The sequence below is a fragment of the Thiomicrospira sp. R3 genome (genome assembly GCF_029581415.1).
In the GTDB taxonomy this organism is placed as follows: Bacteria; Pseudomonadota; Gammaproteobacteria; order Thiomicrospirales; family Thiomicrospiraceae; genus Thiomicrospira.
Genome location: NZ_CP121121.1, coordinates 874,585 through 896,016, shown reverse-complemented (window position 1 = coordinate 896,016; position 21,432 = coordinate 874,585). Strand labels below are relative to the sequence as shown.

24 protein-coding genes and 2 pseudogenes are annotated in these 21,432 nt (G+C 44.9%); 6 read left to right on the top strand and 20 right to left on the bottom strand.

Features of this window, described 5'->3' with window-relative positions:
* Positions 1–15: 15 nt before the first annotated feature.
* The 4 genes and pseudogenes from P8S55_RS04500 (at position 16) to P8S55_RS04485 (ending at position 3,540) form a co-directional block, all read left to right on the top strand.
* A complete protein-coding gene (locus P8S55_RS04500; RefSeq protein WP_289225086.1) occupies positions 16–1,074 on the top strand; it encodes a PDDEXK nuclease domain-containing protein in 1,059 nt (352 codons plus the stop codon).
* 2 nt (positions 1,075–1,076) lie between these two features.
* A pseudogene (locus P8S55_RS04495) lies at positions 1,077–1,196 on the top strand (type I restriction-modification system subunit M N-terminal domain-containing protein); the annotation flags it as partial.
* Positions 1,197–1,284: 88 nt separating this feature from the next.
* Positions 1,285–2,253, top strand: coding sequence for an IS30 family transposase (locus P8S55_RS04490; RefSeq protein WP_289225084.1), 969 nt, complete (start codon positions 1,285–1,287; stop codon positions 2,251–2,253).
* Positions 2,254–2,319: 66 nt separating this feature from the next.
* On the top strand, positions 2,320–3,540 hold the full coding sequence (locus P8S55_RS04485) for a PQQ-dependent sugar dehydrogenase (RefSeq protein ID WP_289225083.1): 1,221 nt from the start codon (positions 2,320–2,322) through the stop codon (positions 3,538–3,540).
* Here the strand turns inward: P8S55_RS04485 and hybE are convergent.
* The 9 genes from hybE to P8S55_RS04440 form a co-directional block, all read right to left on the bottom strand.
* Complete coding sequence (hybE, locus tag P8S55_RS04480) at positions 3,537–4,160, bottom strand: [NiFe]-hydrogenase assembly chaperone HybE (RefSeq protein ID WP_289225082.1); 624 nt, start codon at positions 4,158–4,160, stop codon at positions 3,537–3,539. The genes P8S55_RS04485 and hybE overlap by 4 nt on opposite strands.
* Positions 4,157–4,669 (bottom strand): TorD/DmsD family molecular chaperone, encoded by a 513-nt coding sequence (locus P8S55_RS04475; RefSeq protein ID WP_289225081.1) that lies wholly within the window; start codon positions 4,667–4,669, stop codon positions 4,157–4,159. The genes hybE and P8S55_RS04475 overlap by 4 nt, the downstream gene beginning before the upstream one ends.
* A gap of 86 nt (positions 4,670–4,755) precedes the next feature.
* A complete protein-coding gene (gene nrfD, locus P8S55_RS04470; protein WP_289225080.1) occupies positions 4,756–5,682 on the bottom strand; it encodes an NrfD/PsrC family molybdoenzyme membrane anchor subunit in 927 nt (308 codons plus the stop codon).
* A gap of 11 nt (positions 5,683–5,693) precedes the next feature.
* The gene (locus tag P8S55_RS04465; RefSeq protein WP_289225079.1) at positions 5,694–6,395 is read right to left on the bottom strand and encodes a 4Fe-4S dicluster domain-containing protein; all 702 of its coding nucleotides are present in this window, start codon (positions 6,393–6,395) and stop codon (positions 5,694–5,696) included.
* 11 nt (positions 6,396–6,406) lie between these two features.
* A complete protein-coding gene (locus tag P8S55_RS04460; RefSeq protein ID WP_289225078.1) occupies positions 6,407–9,208 on the bottom strand; it encodes a molybdopterin-dependent oxidoreductase in 2,802 nt (933 codons plus the stop codon).
* A 312-nt stretch (positions 9,209–9,520) separates the two neighbouring features.
* Complete coding sequence (locus tag P8S55_RS04455; RefSeq protein WP_289225077.1) at positions 9,521–10,282, bottom strand: Aq_1264-related membrane protein; 762 nt, start codon at positions 10,280–10,282, stop codon at positions 9,521–9,523.
* Between the two features lie 103 nt (positions 10,283–10,385).
* Positions 10,386–11,264: a fructosamine kinase family protein gene (locus P8S55_RS04450; RefSeq protein ID WP_289225076.1), complete on the bottom strand. Its 879-nt coding sequence runs from the start codon at positions 11,262–11,264 to the stop codon at positions 10,386–10,388.
* Positions 11,254–11,547, bottom strand: a complete 294-nt coding sequence (locus P8S55_RS04445) for a rhodanese-like domain-containing protein (RefSeq protein WP_289225075.1) — start codon at positions 11,545–11,547, stop codon at positions 11,254–11,256. The genes P8S55_RS04450 and P8S55_RS04445 overlap by 11 nt, the downstream gene beginning before the upstream one ends.
* A gap of 8 nt (positions 11,548–11,555) precedes the next feature.
* Positions 11,556–11,801, bottom strand: coding sequence for an MBL fold metallo-hydrolase (locus tag P8S55_RS04440; RefSeq protein ID WP_289225074.1), 246 nt, complete (start codon positions 11,799–11,801; stop codon positions 11,556–11,558).
* 419 nt (positions 11,802–12,220) lie between these two features.
* Here P8S55_RS04440 and P8S55_RS04435 point away from each other — a divergent pair, with 419 nt between their 5' ends.
* Positions 12,221–12,607: a DUF6858 family protein gene (locus tag P8S55_RS04435; RefSeq protein WP_289225073.1), complete on the top strand. Its 387-nt coding sequence runs from the start codon at positions 12,221–12,223 to the stop codon at positions 12,605–12,607.
* Positions 12,608–12,707: 100 nt separating this feature from the next.
* On the opposite strand, the gene P8S55_RS04430 is transcribed toward P8S55_RS04435, so the two are convergent.
* Together P8S55_RS04430 and chrA are read right to left on the bottom strand one after the other, a co-directional pair.
* Positions 12,708–13,145, bottom strand: coding sequence for an AAA family ATPase (locus tag P8S55_RS04430; RefSeq protein ID WP_289225072.1), 438 nt, complete (start codon positions 13,143–13,145; stop codon positions 12,708–12,710).
* A gap of 43 nt (positions 13,146–13,188) precedes the next feature.
* Positions 13,189–14,361 carry a chromate efflux transporter gene (gene chrA / locus P8S55_RS04425; protein WP_289225071.1) on the bottom strand — a complete coding sequence of 391 codons (1,173 nt, stop codon included), beginning with the start codon at positions 14,359–14,361 and terminating at the stop codon, positions 13,189–13,191.
* 353 nt (positions 14,362–14,714) lie between these two features.
* Here chrA and P8S55_RS04420 point away from each other — a divergent pair, with 353 nt between their 5' ends.
* Positions 14,715–16,544 carry a GGDEF domain-containing protein gene (locus P8S55_RS04420; protein WP_289225070.1) on the top strand — a complete coding sequence of 610 codons (1,830 nt, stop codon included), beginning with the start codon at positions 14,715–14,717 and terminating at the stop codon, positions 16,542–16,544.
* 20 nt (positions 16,545–16,564) lie between these two features.
* Here P8S55_RS04420 and P8S55_RS04415 read toward each other — a convergent pair whose 3' ends face one another.
* The 9 genes and pseudogenes from P8S55_RS04415 to P8S55_RS04380 form a co-directional block, all read right to left on the bottom strand.
* Positions 16,565–17,389 carry a heavy metal sensor histidine kinase gene (locus P8S55_RS04415; RefSeq protein ID WP_289225069.1) on the bottom strand — a complete coding sequence of 275 codons (825 nt, stop codon included), beginning with the start codon at positions 17,387–17,389 and terminating at the stop codon, positions 16,565–16,567.
* Positions 17,390–17,462: 73 nt separating this feature from the next.
* Positions 17,463–17,897: pseudogene (locus tag P8S55_RS11160) on the bottom strand (hypothetical protein); the annotation flags it as partial.
* Entirely contained in the window at positions 17,894–18,586 is a 693-nt protein-coding gene (locus P8S55_RS04410) for a heavy metal response regulator transcription factor (protein WP_289225068.1), read from the bottom strand. The gene P8S55_RS04410 and the pseudogene P8S55_RS11160, both read right to left, overlap by 4 nt.
* A gap of 58 nt (positions 18,587–18,644) precedes the next feature.
* Positions 18,645–18,839: a type II toxin-antitoxin system VapC family toxin gene (locus tag P8S55_RS04405; RefSeq protein WP_289225067.1), complete on the bottom strand. Its 195-nt coding sequence runs from the start codon at positions 18,837–18,839 to the stop codon at positions 18,645–18,647.
* Positions 18,840–18,856: 17 nt separating this feature from the next.
* Positions 18,857–19,066: a type II toxin-antitoxin system VapC family toxin gene (locus P8S55_RS04400; protein WP_289225066.1), complete on the bottom strand. Its 210-nt coding sequence runs from the start codon at positions 19,064–19,066 to the stop codon at positions 18,857–18,859.
* Positions 19,059–19,292, bottom strand: coding sequence for a type II toxin-antitoxin system VapB family antitoxin (gene vapB / locus P8S55_RS04395; RefSeq protein ID WP_289225065.1), 234 nt, complete (start codon positions 19,290–19,292; stop codon positions 19,059–19,061). Before vapB ends, P8S55_RS04400 begins: the two co-directional genes overlap by 8 nt.
* 132 nt (positions 19,293–19,424) lie before the next feature.
* Positions 19,425–19,880 (bottom strand): hypothetical protein, encoded by a 456-nt coding sequence (locus tag P8S55_RS04390; protein WP_289225064.1) that lies wholly within the window; start codon positions 19,878–19,880, stop codon positions 19,425–19,427.
* Between the two features lie 11 nt (positions 19,881–19,891).
* A complete protein-coding gene (locus P8S55_RS04385) occupies positions 19,892–20,938 on the bottom strand; it encodes a hypothetical protein (protein WP_289225063.1) in 1,047 nt (348 codons plus the stop codon).
* Between the two features lie 70 nt (positions 20,939–21,008).
* Positions 21,009–21,431: a hypothetical protein gene (locus P8S55_RS04380; protein WP_289225062.1), complete on the bottom strand. Its 423-nt coding sequence runs from the start codon at positions 21,429–21,431 to the stop codon at positions 21,009–21,011.
* Between the last annotated feature and the right edge of the window lies 1 nt (position 21,432).

The window sequence follows — 21,432 nt, the reverse complement described above, 5'->3', positions numbered from 1 at the left end:
TATTTGGAGAACGCCATGTTGACCATTAATCCATTAATAAATCAGCTGAAAAGCCTGATTCAACAATCCAGAAACCAAGCCTATCGCGCGGTGGATACGATTCAGGTGCAAACCTATTGGCAAATAGGTCGGCATATTGTCGAGTTTGAACAACAAGGCGAAAATCGTGCTCAATATGGATCTAAACTATTAGAGCAGTTGGCGGAACAACTGACGGTTGAATTTGGCAAAGGTTTTGATGTTACAAACTTACGTAAAATGCGCTTGTTTTATCAAGTCTTTTCAATTCGAGACGCACTGCGTCCCGAATTAAGCTGGACACATTATCGCCGACTTTTGCGAGTGGAAGATGAACACGCTCGTCAGTGGTACATGAACGAAGCGGCTGAACAAAACTGGAGCACGCGTGCGCTGGAACGGCAAATTGGCACGCTTTACTATGAACGGTTATTGGTCAGCCAAGACAAACAAGCTGTTATCGACGAAGCCAATCAAAAATTAGCCGATCAGGATAAAAAACCTCAACCAAAAGGTTTTGTACGCGACCCCATGATGTTGGAATTTTTAGGCATAGACGGCATTGAAAAACTCCTAGAATCCGACCTAGAGCAAGCGCTCATGGATAAGTTGCAGGACTTTTTACTTGAGTTGGGTAAAGGCTTTGCATTTGTGGCGCGTCAGCAACGTGTGAGCACCGAAAGCAAAGACTTCTTCATCGACTTAGTGTTTTATAATTACCTGCTTAAATGCTTTGTGTTGTTCGAGCTAAAAACCGGCGAACTCAGTCATCAAGACATAGGCCAGATGGATATGTACGTAAGAATGTACGACGACCTAAAGCGCGGCCAAGACGACAACCCAACCGTTGGCATTATCCTCTGCACCAATAGAGACGAATCCATCGTGCGCTATTCCGTGCTGAAAGACAATGAACAACTCTTCGCCAGCCGCTACCGCCTAATACTGCCAAGCGAAGAAGAACTACGCCAAGAGCTTGAACGAGAAAAACAACTGATCACGCAATTAAAGGCTGAACAATCCAACACTCAATCCCTAAGTAATAAAAAAGAGTAACCATGTCACTACAACAAAAAATAGACCGAATTACCGATATTTTGCGTCGCGATGACGGCATTAGCGGGGCGATGCACTATACCGAACAAACCTCGTGGGTGCTGTTTCTCAAGTTTTTAGACCTTGAATTCGCATAACAAGTGCAATTAACTTGTAAGAAAAAAGGCCAACTGAAATAGAATGCTAATTTTCTTACCACAGGAAATTGCAATGAACTATAAACAGTTGACCATTGATGAACGATACCAAATACAAGCCTATTTGAAAATAGGCTTGTCACAAAAAGAAATTGCTTCGCACTTAGAGCGTCACCCCTCAACCATTGGGCGCGAAATAAAGCGCAATACAGGGATGCGAGGATACCGGCCTAAGCAGGCCAATCAATTTAGTGTAGAACGAAGAGGTGCTGCCCTAAAAGCCATTAAGCTCACAGAGGCCATTAAGGACAAGGTGAAGATATTAATTCAACAGGAGCTTAGTCCAGATCAGGTCTGTTTCTACCTTGAAAAAAACGACATTGTAAAGTTACATCATGAAACAATCTATCGCATGGTTCTGGCCGATAAAAAGCAACAAGGCACACTGTATCAACACCTTAGGCATTTACACAAAACGCATAGAAAGCGCTATGGAAGTTATGATCGACGTGGAAGAATCAAGAATGCGGTTAGCATTGACGAGCGCCCAGAGATTGTCGATGAAAAAAGCCGAATTGGCGACTGGGAAGGTGACACCATTATCGGCAAAGACCGAAAAAGCGCGATTTATACATTGGTTGAAAGAAAAACGCTCTATACAATTATCGTCAAGCTTATGGGCAAGAATGCCAGTGACCTTGCAGATAGAGCCATAAAAGTTCTCAAGCCTATGGCCGAGCAGATTCATACCATAACCTATGACAATGGTTTAGAATTTGCCGACCACGAACGTATGGCAAAAGAATTAAACGCAAAGATCTACTTTGCACACCCTTACTCATCTTGGGAAAGAGGCATAAATGAAAACACCAACGGCCTCATCCGTCAGTATTTTCCAAAGGGAACCGACTTTAATGAAGTTACCCAAGAGCAAATAGATTTTGTTATGTACCGGCTCAACACTCGCCCCCGAAAAACACGAGAAGGAAAGCAACCTGTTGAGCTGTTTTTAGGAAAAGCGGTTGATTTATTAGCGGCTTAAATGAGATTGCACTTAATATGCGAATTCAAGATAGATTAAAAAACAGTTTTACAGGGGAAACAAAAAATGAAAGACGAATATGATTTTTCAACCATGAAAGCCAAACCGAATCCTTATGCCACGAAACAAAAAAACCGATCACTATTCGGCTGGACGAAGATGTCATGGGTTAAAAAAATAACGGCTGGTTTATTGGTGCTGATGATGTCGTTATCGTTTGCGCATGCCGATAAAAGGTTTCACGTGGAACATTTAGCTAAAGGTTTAGGGGTGGTGTGGGGGATGGATTTTGTTAGCCCTCACCAATTGGTGTTTACTCAGCGTTCCGGTGAAGCAGGCCTGCTTGATATGCGTAACGGTGAGATTAGTTGGTTGCAGGGTTTGCCTCGCGTGGCGAATGTTAGGCAGGGCGGGTTATTGGATGTTAAGTTTTTGCCAGATGATGGATTTGGCGACGGCCACAACCAGGCCTGGTTGTATTTTACCTATAGTTATCCGGATGAATTTGGTGCGCGAACCACCTTAGCACGGGCGCAATTGCCGGATTTAACCCAAACGAATCGTTTACAAAATTGGCAAGATTTGTTGATTACTGACTCGGCCACCGGCAGTGGTCTGCATTTTGGCAGTCGGATTGCGTTTGATGATCAGGGTTATGTGTTTTTTGGCGTGGGCGATCGTGGCGAACGCCTGCAAAGTCAAAACACCCAGAATCACATCGGCACGATTATGCGTTTGCATTTAGATGGCCGTGTGCCAAAGGATAATCCGTTTGTTGGTAACCCTGAGGTGTTGGACGAGATTTGGAGCTTTGGCCATCGCAACCCACAAGGCATGGCGTTTGATTTTGCAACCGGGCGCTTGTGGTCAAACGAACATGGCCCGCGCGGCGGTGATGAGATTAATTTAATCCAGCCAGGTGAAAACTATGGTTGGCCGTTGGTGTCGCAGGGACAAGAATATTGGGGTGATCAGGCGATTGGGGTGACCAGTAAGCTGGGTATGGTTGATCCGGTTAAGGTGTTTACGCCTTCGATTGCGCCTGGGAGTTTGTTGGTTTATCGCGGCGCGGCGTTTCCGCAATGGCAGGGCAGTTTGTTTTCGGGGGCGCTGGTATTGCGTCACTTAAATCGAGTGACGCTTAACAAGCAAGGCGAGGCGTTGGCGGAAGAGCGTTTGTTGACTGAGTTGAATGAACGCATTCGTGCCTTGGCAGTGGATCATCAGGGTTTTATTTATGTCAGCACCGATAGCGGGCAGATTCTGCGTTTACGTCCGGTGGATTAGTGCTCTTGTTTAAACCATTTTGATAATACGGCACGTCGGCTGATGGCTTCTTGCTGTTCTTTTTGTTCGGCGGTTTGTGGGTTTTCTGCTTGTTCAGCATTGGCGGCTTCTTCGGCTTGTTTTTGCGCTCGCACGATTTTTCGAAACTCCACTACGTCGTTCCAGGCTGCAAACGCGGCCTGATTATCACTATAACGCGCCATGTTTTGCACCAGGGGTTGAAGCCAATAATGCCCAAGTTTTGGGTGAAAGTTGAGGTGCGTCGCATAGGCTTTTTCTTCAATCATCAAGGGCATCAGCGGGCCAATAACGTGATAAGCGCGTTCGGCACAGACGTTGGTTTTCCAGTCATCAGGCAATACCATGCCCTTGAGTGCGGCATAATTGAGCGGAAAATAAACAATCGCTAACATCCAAGGGGTTAATAAGCCGCCTTTTGCCCAGTTTTGTTGCGTTTGCCAACCGCGTATTTCGGTGTTGAGCGCATGATTAACGCCCATAAACGCATCGGCAAAGTCATCACAGTACACCTGGTTAAAGGCGTTAACAATCTGTTCAGGTAAGTCATCGGCTTCCACGCCACTGATTAAAAATCCGGTTTTTTGGGTTAAATCGTTCATAGGTTAAACAAGGCTTCAAGTCGATTAGCCCAGTCTTTGTAGAGTTTAAGGTGGGCATGAATTCGCACACTAGTAGCAAACTTGGGAATCCAAGCGCTCATATTGAGCAATACTTCGTGCATTAGTTTTTCATTTTCACGATGATATTCAATCAGGTGGGCTAAAAACTTCAGTTGTGTGCCCAAGAAATCGGCAGGTAGGTCTGGGTTAGCTTTAAAGCCGGTTGCTTGATAAAGTTGGCTAACCGCCATCATTGCTTCGCCCATCATTTGGCCTTCTAGCCATACGGATTCAAAAGGCATACAGGGGGTTTTCGGGTGGCCGCTAACAAACAAACCTGTGTGTTCGGCTTGCCATTGTTCAAGCGGGGTTTGGCGAAGTTGTTCGAGCGCTTCGGCACTGAGCCAAGGCAGTTGATCTGCGACTTCTTGCAATACGGATAATGATTCTTCACAGGGTTCAGCCAATAGACCAGCTAAGAGTGTGAGTTCTTGAATTTGTACGGACATACTGTTCCTTTTTGAGGTATTAACAACCAGGCCTGGTTGAAAAAAACCCAATTATTCACTGGGCTTTTAATGAGGTCAAGGGGCGTTTACCAGGGGTATTCATAAACCCCGGCGGCAAGGATAAAGTGGCGAAGTAAATAACCACCGATTAACACCATCGTCGCAGCACTAATCACGGTAATCGCACCTGATGGGATACGTTTAAGCAGCATCCCAATTTCAAGGATAAAGGGAATAATCAAGCCGACCACCACAAATCCCCAGACCCATAGCGGATTGCCCCAGAGCAATTCATAGCTTACGCGACCGCCTTCAGAACCGATCAGCAGGTAGTTGAGGAAGGTAAAGATAATGATGATTTCAGTACCAATTAACCAGGCATCGGTTTTTTCAAACAGATGGCGCAAGGCTTTATCTTGTTCATTTTTTAAAATGGTGTATTGCACAATGAGTAAGGTTGCAATCGCGGTTGAGGTCGCGGATACGGTGAACAATACCGGGATACCAGGGTTATGCCATAAGGATACCGCAGGAAAAGACTGCAACAGTAGACCGGTATAAACCGCCGTTAATATCCCGTTTATCGCGGTAAACCAGCCAATCGCTTTGTGATGTTTTTCGCACAAGCCTTTAAACCATTGGTATATGCCCCAGTTTTCAAAGATGGGCATTTTTTTGGTTAAAGGTAGGGTGTACCAGAAGGCGCCAATCATGGCAAGGATAATAAACCAGGTTCCCCAAGCAATCCAGGAATCGGGTTTATAGAACACCCCGACCAGTACACGCCATACCGCGAGATGGTTAAGCAAATGGTAAAACAGCATCGCCGAACCTACGGCGAGCATGATGATACCTATCCAGTTACCCCACCATGCAAGGCGGCGGTTATCGCTGCCTCCGATCTTGTAAGTATGGGCGAAAATGGATACAGCCATCACCATCGCCCCCATGCCACCTAAAAACAAATAGACAGCGACCAGCCAATTCCACTCTACTTGAACTGCATACGTCATGATGGTATCTCCTAGGTGAGTTCAGTGATTTGTTCAGACAACTCAATCGCCGCGCGTTGCTCAGGACGACGTGCATCGGAGTCGGGGAGATGATGAATTCGCTGTTTGTTCACAGGGATGTAAAACACATTTGGACGTGTGCCTAAATGCGGTAGCAAAGGTTGCGCTTGACCACTGGCGACAATTTTGGATATTTCTTCATTCGGGTCTTCTAAATCACCGAACATCCGCGAGTTACCGACGCAGGTTTCCACGCATGCCGGCATACGCCCTTCTAATACGCGATCTCGGCAGAAATCACATTTATCTACCGATGGGCGAGTTTTTTTGAGGGTTTCTTCACCAAATACGGTTTTCTTTTGCGTGTTATCTTTATAGTTGATCGCATAGCGTGCATCGTAGGGGCAGGCCAGGGTACAGGCCTGACAACCCATGCACATTTCGTCTTTTACCACAACAATGCCCTCAGCCGTTTTGTAGGTGGCGCCTGTAGGGCAAACGGTCACACAGGGTGGGTTGTCGCAGTGATTACACAGGCGTGGAAAAAACTGACGCATTGCTGATTCAGGCGAGTTACCTCTGGAAATATCTTCTACCGTGGTGCGCCATTTACCCGACCAAAATGGGGTTTGATTGTCGATGGCACACGCGGCCATACACGCGTTACACCCTATACACGCATTTAGGTCAATGACCATTGCATATCGAGCCATAGCCTAACTCCTTATACTTTTTCAATTTTGATGGTGAATTCCTGCGAACGGAAACCCGCCACAACTGGGTCTACCTTATAACCAATCAGGTTATTGATCGCACTACCAAAGTTGGCGGCGCGCGTTAAGCTTTTGTTTTTAGAGCCAAATGAGGAGTACATAAAGGCGGTATCCTCGTGAATTTGATTGGTAACATAGGCTTTACCTGTAACAAACAAGCTAGGTGTTTCGTTATTGGTTACTTTAATTGGGTCGCCGGTTTTAATCCCAAGCGTGCGTGCGCGTTCATCATTAATCCATACACCGGTATGAATATCTTCTTTAAAGACGTTAATCGCGTGTAACACTGCATTATTGACGTTAGTTGAACCGTGGGATACGGTCGGGGTTTTGCCATAGGTAAAGTAAAACTCGTCGCCTTTTAGGCTCGCTAAGGTGCGCTGATTGCCATGCACACCTGAGGGCATGTCCGTCGCTAAAACACTAAAGTTTGGGGCGCGAGTTTTGCCATCCACACGCAGTGAATCATAGAAACTTGAGTAAATTTCTAAGCGCCCTGAGGGAGTTAGGACTGGAATTTTTCGTGGCATCGCATACTTTTCGAGCATGCTTTCCATCGAATCCACTTCGTAGATACCCTTTTCTTTAAGCACTTTTTCTAGGTTTTCTGGTGTGGTGCCTACAGCGCGGGCCATGCCTGCCATTCCCATTTGACGGTATGCAGCGGTGTAGGGGGCGGGGTCGTTTTTCGCTTTAAATTCGGCAACCAGTTTTTTCGCCATTTCAGCTTTTGGCCCCACCATCACCTCAAAACTTTGGTATAAACGATCTAGCCCGGCATCGCCCGACATGGCTTGGGTGAGTTCAAATAAAATATCGGTGGTTGATTTGGTATCGTATAACGGGTCAATCGCTTTAAAGCGCGTGGTAACGCTGAGATCGGGGCTAATCCCGTTGTTACCAATCACGATTTCATCGCGTTCAAGATAGGTAGATTCTGGCAAAATAACATCCGCATAAGCGGTGGTGTCGGAGGGTAATACATCCACCGCGACAACCAAGTCAACCTGATCACTGGATAGCATGTCTTTCCAGCGACCCGCTGGGAAATAATGGTGGACGGGGTTGGCACCAACGGCTAAAAAGGCTTTGGTTTTATAGGGCTTACCCTTATGTAAAAGTTTGCCTTCCACTGATTCATAAAGACCGGTATCGGCCATAAAAGGAATCGATACATAAGGGCGCCCCGCCGCTTTTTCTTGTTTAGAAAACGCAAAACTCCAGGCTGGATAGCCGTGACCAAAGTTATCGCCATCTGAGAAAAACTCAACTTGCGCTTTCCAGCCAGGTAGACCGGTCATGCTGGTAAGTGGGTTAGCCATGGTTTTACCCTGCACCCGTGCTTCGTGCATTTTAGCCGCTGTTTTATGGTACTTAGCTGAGTTTACCCAGCCGCCAATAGTATCAACACCCCCAATGAGGGTTTGTAAGGTCGCTTGTGCACGACGTAGCATTTGAATGTTGTTATACCGTGCGCCCATCCAACCTGGGTCAATAATCGCGGGTTTAATATGGGTGAACTCGTAGGCAATACGCACTAGTGTTTTAGCCTCGATTGTGGTGCTTGCTGCGGCCCATTCTGGCGTGCAATGGTCGATTTCAGCAAGCTGAGCTTCAAATACGGTAGATACGGTTTTGCCATTTACTTGCATGTCTTGGGTAGGTAGGCGTAAAGCAGGGTTAATCGGTTGACCTGTTACATCCAAATCATTGTTGTTGGAATAGGCATTGACGGTTTTAACCGATTGACTAAATTGATCCCAAACCATCGGTTCGCCCTTGTCATTCACCATTGGGCGCCATTCGCCCTCATCGTTGTACAAAAGAAATGACAGGTCGGTGTGTTTTTTACAAAAGGCTTCGTCGTAATAGTCTTTAGTCATGATTTCGCGAATCAACGCGAGCATAAAGTCTAAGTCTGTACCTGGACGAATACGCACCCATTCGTCTGCTATCGCAACGGTTTCGGATACCCGTGGGTCGAGCGCCACGATTTTAGCGCCACGCTGTTTGGCTTCGGTCACCTGAACCGCGCGAGGTACGTTGACCCCAGCAATCGAGGAGTTATTAATAACCAGCAAAATATAACGCGCATTGTCATAGTTAGGTAGGATTTCACCGTGGGGTTTAAAATTGCCTGTTACTGAATCGGTGCCTAATTCGCCCGTGGTAACACAATGTTGCATCGGTGAAGCTAAAAAATTAGGCGTGCGGTTGGCATGGGCAAAGGCAAATAGCGGGTTTAAGAAAAATACACAGGTACTCCAGCCGCCGACAATGGTCCATTCCCAAGGGTCAAGGTTTTGCGATTTACTAGCGATATAGGCATAGGCCTCTTCCCAGCTGGCTTTGCGAAATTTCATTTCACCGCGTTTTGAGCCTTCAACACGAATTAAAGGGGTTTTAATTCGGTCGGTATCATAGGTCTGGAAAAGACCCGCTTGCCCTCGAGCGCAAAGACGTCCACGGTTCATTTTAGAAATGGGATTTCCTTCAAGTTTAACCATGCGCGATTGGTCGCCATGGGTCAGGGTACGAACTTCGACATTACATAGCCCCGAACAGAAGTTACATACGCTAAATGAAATTTTTTCTTCCATTTCATGACGTTTTTTTTTGGCGAACTTTAAATCCGACCATGAAGGTAAGCTTGCTGTGGCTAATTTTGAAGAGCCGATCACACCTATTACGGCGGTGGCGGCGGTCGTTTGTAAAAAAGCGCGTCGCGTAAGCTGAGGAAATTTCCAGGCCATAATCTTTAATCCTATTATTGTGACCCTTCGTTCTCAGATTGAAGCCCTATTAATCAACGAGGCCTCAATAAAACTAGGGGTTTTTAATTTTTTTTTGCACATTTAAATTTTAGAGAAGTCTTGTACACAATAAAAATCAATAGTTTTTATAAGGGAATATAAGTTTTATGAATGGATAAACCAAGCTTATAACTAGGTTATTAGCCTCAAACCCTGATTATTAGCGGGAGTCTTAATGATGAGTTTAAGATGAGGGATTGGTATTTAGCTTGATTTGCGCAGGGTGTTTACAAATCAAGCGTTTTTTATTGTTTATTTTTCAGATAACCATGCGTTTTGATCGGAGATTTGACCCCTTAACGGCATAATCCACATTTGATAGAGTGAGGTAAATAACATAACCGCAGCTGCGACACTATAGCCTATGCCACCAATCATTACGAACCAAGCAAAACCAGGGCTAAGTTTAGTTAGCCACCAAGCAGCAATATCAACAATTAAAAACGCAAACGGGGTAAAGATAATCAACGCCTTAACCCAAGGTTTAAAACCCACCGCCAGCGAGAAGATCAAACCAACAAAAAAGAAGATAAATGAAATACCAAATAGGTGAATATGAGATAGTCTTGTTAAGGTTGACAAGGCTTTTCCTGTATCGACTTCTGCAATGCGCTGCATTTCACTTAGTTTAGTAAAGTCGGACAATCCGGGCATAGTAGAGTGACAGGCCACACAATACTGCTGTGTAATGGGTTTAATAATGGGTTCCCATTGCTCTTCCGGTGCACCATCACGTGCCCATTTGATGAGTACTAATTTTTGTTCATTGGGTGCCATGTCTTTCATCGAGCCGTGAAGCTTGGCTTCAAGGGTTGAGCCGGTTCGGTTGCCATGATAACTATAAACAATGTCGTCAATAGATAAACCCGGTTTGCCGTCCGCCATACCATGAGAGAGCAGGATTTGTAGGCCCGCCATTAATAACCCTACACCCACCACAAGAATATAGCCTGTAAATAAGGACTTAACTGAAATGGATAAACCTGTTAAGTTTAGTCGCGATGTTTCTTTCATATCCTGCTCCTTTAATAGGACAACTTTCATTAATTTTGCAAATTGTAATATAAAGTGTAGGGTTTTTGTTTGGAACAATGAAATCAAAGTTTTTTATATAGCCTTATAAGTTTTTTTGCATGCTTAATTTGTCGATTAGCCCTTCGGCTTGTTGGGCGTAGTGTCCAGCGAACAGGTTAAAGTGGTTAAGAATGTGGTAGAGGTTGTACAGATCTTTGCGCTGCGCATACCCGCGATCTAATGACCAGGCCTGGTTGTAGCCTTGGTAAAAAGCCTGACTAAATCCACCAAATAATTCGGTCATCGCGATGTCGGTTTCGCGATCCCCGTAATAGCTGGCCGGATCATAGATAACAGGGTTTCCTTGGCGATCAAATGCACTATTACCGCCCCAAAGGTCGCCATGTAAAAGCGAAGGACGGGGTTGATAATGGGTAAAAAATCGTTCTAGTTGATCGCATAAGTCTTGGCCTTTTGTAATCAGTCTGGCTGGGGCGCCTTGTTGTTTGGCTAAGTCCAGTTGCGCCATCAGTCGTTGTTCTCGGTAAAACGCCACCCAGTTGCTATGCCAGCGATTTTGTTGGTACGTATGTCCAATAAAGTTGTTAGTTGGCCAACCAAATTGGCTGTGCGTAATGCGGTGCATAGCGGCGAGTTGTTGACCACGAACAAAATCATTTCCCTTTGTGCTGAGCGTTAAATAGTCCATTAATAACCAGGCCTGCTGATCGGTTTGGCCTTGTGCGATTACTTTTGGGCAGCGCAGGGTTTGGGTTTGTTGAATGACGTTGAGAGCATCGGCTTCTGCTTGAAACAAGGGCGCAGATCCTAAATGATTGACCTTGAGGAAGAGCCGGCCTTGGTTAGTCTCTAAGCACCAGGCCTGGTGAATATCACCCCCGGATACGGGATGGATGTGTTTAATGACTAAAGGCGTATCAAGGCTTTCGGCGAGACTTTGCTTTAGGCTTTCAGCTAACATTAACGGTGACTAGCTGCTGTTTAAACTGTTGCCATTCTGGATAACCTTCTGCAAGGCGTTTGGCTTTTATGCCTTGTTTTTGCAATTGATCCAATGCCTGTTGCGACCACATACAACAGGGGCCACAGCAATAAACCACTAGGGTTTTGTCGGTGTGAAGTTCGGGCAGTTTTTGTGCCAGTTGTTCAATGGGGATATTGATCGCTTCGGGAATATGCCCCAGCGCCTTACTCTTCAGCGCAAGTTGATTAAACAAGTTGTATTTAAGAGAGTGATTAGTCATGGCGTTTATTATAGCCTAGCTTTAAACGCCTTAACTTGGACTCGCATTAAATGCGATGATTTTGTCCATGCCTTCTGGATAAAGTAGCATCGTGCCGAGCACTGTTTTTTTAAGTCTGGGCGGCCCACACTGCCAACAAACAAGGTATGCCCACTGACTAAAAACCAGGGTTCGTCGCAACGTGATTTGTCGGTGACCAATAAATAAATACTGTCTTGTGTGTGCCCCGGAGTATGGAGAATTTTCGCATGCACATTGCCCGCTTCAATCACTTGACCATCGGCCAGCGGGGTGAAATCGCACTGTGCGAGTGAATCTTGATATAAACAATATCGACCACCACTGCGTTGGGCTAGCTCCGCACCACCAGTAAAGTGGTCGGCATGAACCTAGTGGTGGGGCTGGATTGGTTGGAGCAGCAAGGTGCGCATAACGTAACCCTAATGGGGGCACTCTCGTGGTGGGAATCAGATTGCTTGGTTTGCCACTGAACGAGATCGTGACTCGATTGCCAATGTGGTGTTATGGGCACCGGCCACCGGCAAACAACAGTCGCATGAAAGCTATGAAGCCAGTTTTTGCATCAACCATAAAAGTTCTATATACTAGCATAAATCATACTGATGACCAGGCCTGGTCATCAGTATGGCTTTTTTATTGCCAGGAGATCAGCATGCAACAAACAATTTTTAAAGAAAAATACCCGATTTACACCCTTAATTTCAGCAAACTAGAGTCAAAGTTTGACACGGTAGATAGGATTGTGGATTATTTACAAGCGCAGGTTGATGCCCATCCTAAAGCAGTGTTTATCGCGCGTTTTGATCATTACGCTCATACCAAAAGCATTGGCGGCGAAATTGGCGAAGGTATTTTTGATGCCAAAAACCTTATTTTGTGTTTTGGGATGCAGTTGCCTTCAGCAGATCCGGTTGCGGTCCGTCCGCGCTCTATCGGTGTTACTGACATGGGAGATTACTTTGTAGTGAACTTTATGGAAGCACCTAACCCGATTGCGAATGAAACCATGGAAAGCTGGGTAGCATCGCTGGTAAGATAAAATATAAGCGGCGCGAAACCAATTTAATTGCCGCGTGCAGTCCAACAGTTGTCTTCCAGCCAGATGGAGGGCAACCAGTGTGTCAACATCATCAATACACTCAACGCAAAAAGCCCAATAACCAGAGTGGGACTCGGTGATCAAATCTGACTTCGATATCATCGCAAACAACATAGCCCTGTTCAACCCACTTAAGCTGCTCAAAGCCTTTGTTTTTGCCACCGATTTCAACTTGATAGGCTTCAAACAGGTTGGGATGTGCCAGATAGAGCTTGTCGGGTTTACGCAATGCCCAGGCCTCCACAAAATCATACAACGAAACATCTTGAAACATCGGAAGGTTGCAAGAAATATACAATGTTGATGCGGTTGGCAAGGCACTAGCATGCAGCAGTTGCATCAGCAGGGTGGTTTTTCCAATCCCGCGGCTGCCATAGATTGTAGTGAGTTTGGCGGGTGAATCGTGTAAACGAGTAAAAAGGGAGTGTTTATACTCAGGTAACCTTTGGTTTAGCTTTAAACGGTATAAGCGCCGCACTTTTAAATCCGATTCCGATATCATCGAACCCTATATTTTAGGATTAAACCGAAAGTGCAAGTGTGGCTAAATAAATCCATGCCAAATTTATAGGAATTAATCCTAGTAGATTGCGCTTCAAGTAAAACAACCAAAAGAGATTAAACAGCAATAAGGACAGCGTTAATCCATCTGTCAAAGAATGGGGCAGGATCGGGTTTATTAGGGCGCCAAGCATCATCCCAACCACCGTTGCTTGGAGCCCCATCATGGCGGCTTTAATGGATGGGTAGGACTGGAGTTGTTGATAAAACGGTAGGATACCGATAACCAATAATAAACCGGCCAAAAATATAGCGATAACCGCCACTAACGCGCCCAGCAAACCTTGATCTAGTGCGCCTAAATAGGCCGCAAAGCTAAACATCGGACCAGGCAAGGCTTGTGCCATGGCGTAGCCGCTTAAAAACAGCGCGTTATCCATCTGCTGGTTTTGCACAAACTCCAATTGCAAATAAGGCAGCACGACATGACCGCCGCCCCACACCAGTGCTCCCGCGCGATACAGGCTATCGAATAAACTCCAAACTCCACCAAACAGCGCAACTAGAGGCAGCACAACTAACAAACCCAATGCAAGGCCAATCAATAGCCTTGCTTGAGCGCGAGAGGGCTGTTGATTAAACAAGGTTTCATTGCTCGGTGAGGCGGCGGCGCTGGATTGAAAAACCCGCCAACCAATCAAGCCATTCAGAACTAATAAGCCGATGGCGATCAGGGGTGAGGGCACTAAGACGAGAGTAATCGCCGAGATGAATGTCATCGCTAGGGTTGTTGTGTGGCGACAAAACTGTTTGGCCATGCCCCAAGTGGCTTGGATTACTATCGCCGCCGCTAACACCATTAACGCTGGTAACCAAGCCTCAATAGCGCCTTGCCATTGCATCACGCCATAGGCTAAAACCAGCATGATCAACGCCGAAGGTAGGGTAAAGCCAATAAACGCGGCTAATGCGCCCAACCAACCTGCCCGTTGATAGCCGATTAAAATTCCGAGCTGTGAACTGGACGGACCGGGCAGTAAGTTACATAATACGACCCATTGCGCAAACATCGCTTCGCTAAACCAGGCCTGTTGCTGTACAAAGCGTTCGCGAAAAAAGCCAATATGCGCCATCGGCCCGCCAAATGACGTCAAGCCCAGCAGTAAAAAGTGAATAAAGACGTTAAAGGCCATCGTCAGCAGGTCGGGTTAAAGCGCATAGTTTAACGGGTTTGTATGACATTTTTATGTCAGGTTAAGTTTAAGCTATGAACTTTTCAACCCATATCTTTTTGCCATCCCCCACACTTTATAACGAAGAACACACACATGAAAGTCTGGGTAATCTGCTACCAGCGGTTTACCGAGCAAAACTAGAAAACGCTACTTTACCAGTGCTTCACTAATAGGGAAGTGGACAGCGCACCGTTTTGTTTTTCTGAGATTTTAAAATAAAAATGCTTTTTAACGACTATCCCACAGGCCGTAATAAATGTGTAATTTGTGACTGCTATTATTTAATGTTAATTAACCAGAGTCTATAGACCATGATTTCAAGCCAACAAGCTAGCTGTCAAAAAGTTCTGGTCAATCAATTAGCTGAACGTATGTTAACCAAACCCACAACGAATCGTTTAGGCATTGAGTTAGCCTCTATATTTGAAAAAAAGAGTTTAAAACCTTTATTTCAGCCAATTATTGATCTCAAGAAACATAATATTTTAGGGCATGAAGCCTTAATTCGCGGCCCGGTTAACTCCAGCTTGTTTAGTCCGATGAACTTATTCCAGGCGGCTGAAGAACATGGCTGTTTATTTGAAATGGACTGGTTAGCTAGAAGTACTGCGATTACCGAATTCCAACGTCAAAAAGCCGAAGACCTACTGTTTATTAATATCACCGTTAATTCAATTGTGGCGAAAAATCACCAGCAAGGTATGACGCTGGATTGCATGCATGAGCTAGGTATCCCCCTCGACCGAGTGGTGATTGAAATTACTGAACTCCAACCGGTTGAAGATTTTAATGTTTTTATCGACTCGATTAATCACTACCGAAAAATGGGCTTTAAAGTGGCGTTGGATGATTTGGGTGGCGGTTATAATGGCCTAAGGCTTTGGTCTGAGCTGCGCCCTGATTTTGTCAAGATTGATAGGCACTTTATTCTTGGCATTGCCAAGGACCGTAATAAACGTCATTTTTTAGAGAGCATTAAAAACCTGGCACAGGGTCTAAAAACCAAGCTCGTTGCCGAAGGCATTGAAAACGAAGCCGATTTAAAAGTTATAGAATCTATTGGAATTGACTATGTGCAAGGCTATCTGTTTCGCAAACCCCAACCCCTTATTAATAAAAAATTAGATTATAAATGGCCTGCGGATTCACCCCAAACGCCCAACTTCGATAGCCAGCAAAAAGACTTGTCTGAACTATTAACCCTGGTTGAACCTCTTGACCCTAACATGCCAGTTAACTGGGTGTCGCAAAAATTTCTAAATCAACATGACCTGGATTTTATGCCGGTCGTTGATGGTCATAAGGTATTAGGCATGGTGTGGCGGCGTGAGCTGATGGATACGATTGCACGACGTTTTGGCCTCGAATTAAACCAACGTAAATCCATCGTAAAACTAATGGATGATCAGCCGATTGTGGTTGATATGTATACCCCTGTCGAACAGTTAAGTCGTCTTATCACCGAAAGCGGTCAAACTCATCGAGGTGATGTGTTTATTATTACACAAAATGGTGAGTATGCCGGTTGTGGTCGGTTTTTAGACCTGCTTCGTCTTATGACCGATCTCAAGGTCAAAAACGCCCAATATGCCAATCCATTATCCGGCCTACCGGGAAATGTACCTATTCAACGTTATTTACAAAAACTGATTGGACAAAAAGCCGGCTTTTGTGTGATTTATGTCGATGCTGATCACTTTAAACCCTACAACGACTTTTATAGCTACGATCAAGGCGACGATATTATCCGCATGATCTCAGAACTCATTCAGCAGACCTGCCAACCAGAACGTGACTTTATTGGTCATATAGGCGGTGACGATTTTATGGTTATTTCCCCTGACCCGACAGCCTATGACCGGATATGTAAGAAGCTGCTTTCCCAATTTAATCAAAAAATTAAAGCCTATTATCACGATGAAGATATTGCCAAAGGCGGTATTTCAGGCTTAAACCGCGAAGGTGAAAGTCAGTTTTTCCCATTGATGAGCCTATCGCTCGGTGTCCTCGTCGTACCACCAGGCCTGGTTGAACACCAACAAAAACTAGCCGGACTCGCTACCAAGGCAAAAAAGCAAGCCAAACATGCCGGTGGTAATACCTGGGCGGTGATTTATGCCGAACAAGAACCTGTTAGCTAACAAACCATTAAACAAAACACTTAAAACCAAGTCTTAAAACAGATGCTAAAGCAGGTTTTTCGTGCTTGGGATTGGGCGCTGATTTGGCCTTGGTGCGCCTGGACGATGGCGCGGGTGATGGCGAGTCCGAGTCCTGTGTTGCCTTGGTGGGTGCGGGCGGATTCGGCACGGTAGAAGCGTTCAAATAGTTGGCCTAGCTGTTCAGCTGGGATGGTTTTTCCTTGGTTACAAATATGGATTTCGATTTGCTTGGCTGTTTGGCTGAGTGTAATTTGAATGGTGGATTGGCTATCCGCATGGCGCACGGCATTGGCTAGAATATTGGCTAAGGCGCGTCTAAACAATTCAGAATTGGCATGGAGCTGGGCGTTTCCTTGCAGCTCAAAAACAATGTCGCGTTCGGCGGCGATGAGTTCAAAGTATTCCATCAGTTGTTGGCAGAGGGGTCTTAGATCAATTAACTGCTTTTCAATCGGCTGTTGTTGTTCTGTTTTCGCCAGTAGCAGCATGTCGCTGACCATGTGTGCTAAACGTTCAAATTCTTCGACATTGGAGGCCAAAACGTCTTGGTAATCGGTGGTGTCGCGGGGTTGACTGAGGGCAACTTGGCTTTGCATCATTAAGTTATTAATCGGTGTACGGAATTCATGAGCGAGATCAGCGGAAAATTGATTAAGCCGTAAAAAGGCGGCTTCAAGTCGATCTAACATCGCATTAAATGTATGCGCCAGTGGTTTGAGTTCGGCGGGTAGGCTGTCTGCCACCAATCGGTGGGTTAGGTTCTCGCCTGATACTTTGCTGGCGAGTTGGCCAAAGTGTTTTAGCGGTTTGAGGCCCTGTTCCAAGCCCGACAATCACCAGCAAAGCGAGCAACGAGCCGATTAATAAAAACTGCACAAACATTTGCATAAAGTGATCATGATGATCAATGTTTTTAAGGCTGATGACCCACCAGGCCTGGTGGTCATCGGGTGTTAAATACCAACTGACATAACGTTGATTTTCCAGCTTGATAGGTTGCAACTGGTCAGCAATAAACGCGTTGCGATGAAAGGTATGGGGCGAATCAATGGTGCTATAAACTAGGTCTTGCTGTTGATTAAACAAGATAAAGTGCCAGCCGCCTTCGCGGGGTAGCAGGTGGTTAAGTTGTTGAACTAGTTGCGCTTGGCTAAGGCTTGGGTCTTCAGTATAGAGTCGAATTTGTTGTTGTTTGGTTTGCAGTTCGGCAAGATCCATTTCATCAAAATGATGTTTAACCGATTGCGCTAATAAACCGCCCAGCAAAACCAGCACGACAAGACTAATCAGGATAAAAAAGCCAATTAAGCGGCTGGCAATCGATAAATTCATGGTTTTGAACGCTCGGTATCGCGCTCTTCGAGCACATAACCTATCCCGCGTAGGGTATGAATCAGTTTGGTTTTAAATGGATCATCGACCTTGGCGCGTAGCCGTCGAATCGCCACTTCAACCACATTGGTATCACTGTCAAAATTCATATCCCAAACTTGCGAGGCGATGAGTGTACGCGGCAGTGCTTCGCCTTGGCGACGTAATAGCAAGGCTAATAACGCGAACTCTTTGGCGGTTAAATCAATGCGTTGCTGCTGACGGCTAACTTTGTGGCTGACTATATCCATTGCTAAATCGGCACATTGCAAGTTGTGTTGAACCGGGGTTGTGCCGCGGCGAGAGAGTGCGCGTACACGCGCTAATAATTCGGCAAACGCAAAAGGTTTAATCAAATAATCATCTGCGCCCAGCTCTAAGCCTTTAACCCGATCCTCAACCTGATCGCGCGCTGTGAGTAATAAAACCGGCCAATCACAAGCCTGTTGGCGCATGGCTTGCAGAAGTTGCCAACCATCTAAACCCGGCAGCATGACATCAAGAATCGATAAATCAAAGGTCTCTTCCAATGCCAGGTGCAACCCGTCCAAGCCATTGCGGGCTAATTGGACATTAAACCCCGCCTCGCTGAGGCCTTGTTTAAGGTAATCGCCCGTTTTGATTTCGTCTTCAACCAGTAGGATTTTCATGCGTGTGTCCAGGTTTAAATAGGTTTCTTAGCACATTGAGATCATGGCTCTACATGCGTTAATGAACCCAATCTTCAAACGTTAAACCATCGACTCTGGCAAATTCGCGAAGATTATTTGTGACAAGAATACTCCCAGTTGAGATGGCATGGCCTGCAATAGCGGTGTCATTGTGACCAATCATCTGGCCTTCAGCCATAAGCTGTTTTTGAACTAAAACAGTGGCGTCAACCGCCTGCCTATCCCAAGCCAATACCTCATCAATGCGTTTTAAAAATCCAACAACCAGTAAAGCATGTTTTGGCGACGCTTTTTTCCCAGCAAACCATAATGCATTTCTTGATAAGTGATGGCTGAAATCACCACCCTATGTCCACCCATCACAACAGTCTGTAACTTCTCAAGCACACAAATTGGTTGTTCTCTCATAATGAATGAACAGATACAGGTATCCAGCATATAGTCGATTTTTTTAGTCAAAATTAAAGCGTCCCTCATCAGCCACCACATCCCGGCGTTCTAACATAAAGTCATCGTCTGCTTTTTCAACTTCAGCAAAGGATAACCAATTAGGGCGCACAGGACGAAGGATAATCTCGTCACCATTCTTGATGATTTCAAGCTGATTAATCCCTTCATATTCCATGTCTTTGGGCAAACGTATGGCCTGATTTTTGGCATTTTTAAATATAGAAACGGTTCTCATAAGACGCTTTCTCATTAGGTATCATGTTTAACATATTACCTATATTAAATGACATATGTCAAGCATATGTCTTGGGTAAGAGTGTGCAGTTTGGACTTGGTTGACGGCTGGGCGTCCGAGTTGACGTTGTTGTTAGCGCTTCTCCACGTACTTCTCACGATTTGGCTTGTAAGATATCGCGCCAATCCACTTTCGAATGTGCTTCACCCGCATAAAGAAAGATCCTGCTTCCAACTTCACCCGTTCCCAATCATGCTTGAGCAAGAGCGCTACGCGCTCCGCAAATTCCTCTGCGCGCTCAAGCTCTTTCCCTTTCTCTGGAAGAGAGATGCAGCTGATTATTGCCTTATCGTCCTCGTCCGTCGGATTCAAAATCGCCCTGAACTCAGCCCGAAGCTTATTCAGTGATTTTTTGTTACGGGAAACTATGGCGTCATGGACTGAAAGAGCTTTTTCTCTAACCTTTTCGCGCCAAGCACGGCGATCCTGGGTGATGTTCTCGATACTTATTTTTCGCTGTGCAGTCCATGCTGCGACGATTGCAGCAACGATTGCAGCGAGCACTGTTGAAGTAAGAATTACTCCCATCGTAACTCCCGTTAGCCTTTAAAATCTGGATTAGGCTGTATTATGAATTGCCATAGTGGCAAGTTATTTCCTTTGTATTTATCAGGAATTTTAACAGAAAATACACTTGGCTCCAGATTGGTATCAAGTGCTATGACACTCTTTTCGTATACTGTTTGTTCCCCGTATGAAGAGCTTATCATCGAGCTTAATTCGCCAATCATAGAAAACACTTGCTCCTCTGGAGGGAAATCTGGCGAGAAAGTGAACCTTATACCCGAAAACTCATCCTCATCAAATATGCCTTCAGCATCATTCTCGCTCCAAGTTCCGAACCTGATGAGATAGAAGGCTATCGATTTTTCTAAGTCATCTGTAATTTCTCGATCAGAGCTATATATCTTTACGTTACCAATAATAAATTTAGCCTTTCCATCTTCGTTAACTTTGGCCTCTTTAGAGCGATCAGCAAGTAACTCAATCGAAAGGTTTGGCTCCGTACCAATAGTACGATCACCTAATAGTGACATCTCATTTTTCACTATCGCATTTATAAAGTCTGTTACATATCTTTTTTCTTGTTCTATGAGAGACTCTTTACGCAAGAGAAACCACTTATTCTGCCGTGAAAAGTAAATTGCAAACAATAGAGGCGTACCATGCAATTCAGCGTAATTCTCAACCTTTTTGAGATAATCCTTTTTGAAAGAATAGGGTGATTTAATGTTTGGGGAATGGCAGTTTTTAACTTCAACAAAATACTGACTTCCGTCGTTGAGTATTAGCTTGTAATCTGGGGCTTGAATATCCTGCTCTGTAGTAAATCCTTCCCCACTGTCTTCTTGTTTTATTAGGCGACAATTTCCTAACGCGCCAGCAACATGTGCGAAAAGCCATTCGACTCGTTTTCCATGTAAAAGGTTAGGATTATTTTGCGACGTCTTCAACGAACTTCTTATACGATCAATGAAATCATTTGCATCTTCTTCAACACTTAGCTTGTATCCATGCACACGCCCCAAAGCGGTAAAAAGATCTATTACCTCAAACTTCTCTGGGTTCTGCTTAATTCGCTTCAAAATATCTCCGATTTATGAAGGGTGGCTTACGTTTAAGCTAAGCGACTGCGCTTTAGCAATTTGTTATGACTTATTTTAAGACTGGGAAAACAGTGACTTCATGATCTTTTAAAGAGTCGTCATCACCCAATAAATGTTTGCGAACCTTATTAATTATCTCGCGTACATTTGAAGCCTCATCTTTATGGCTTAGGGCATTAGACAATTCAGAGGCCAGCTCAGGAGGTAACCAAAGAAATGCTTTAAAAGTAAGTTCGTTCAACTTTTGCTTATCTTCGTTTTTATTAATCCATTCAGCCAATAAATCGGCCACTAGTTCAGCCTTAATTCTAATTTCTCTGCTATGTTCAATTTCCGATAACTTACGATCATACTCATGTTTTATTGAATACTGTATTCTTTTCTCTATCCAAGTCCGAGATAAAAAAACCAAAATTAACATCAGCACAACTGTACTTAAAGAATTTAGTAATGCGGCAATCCAAATATCCATA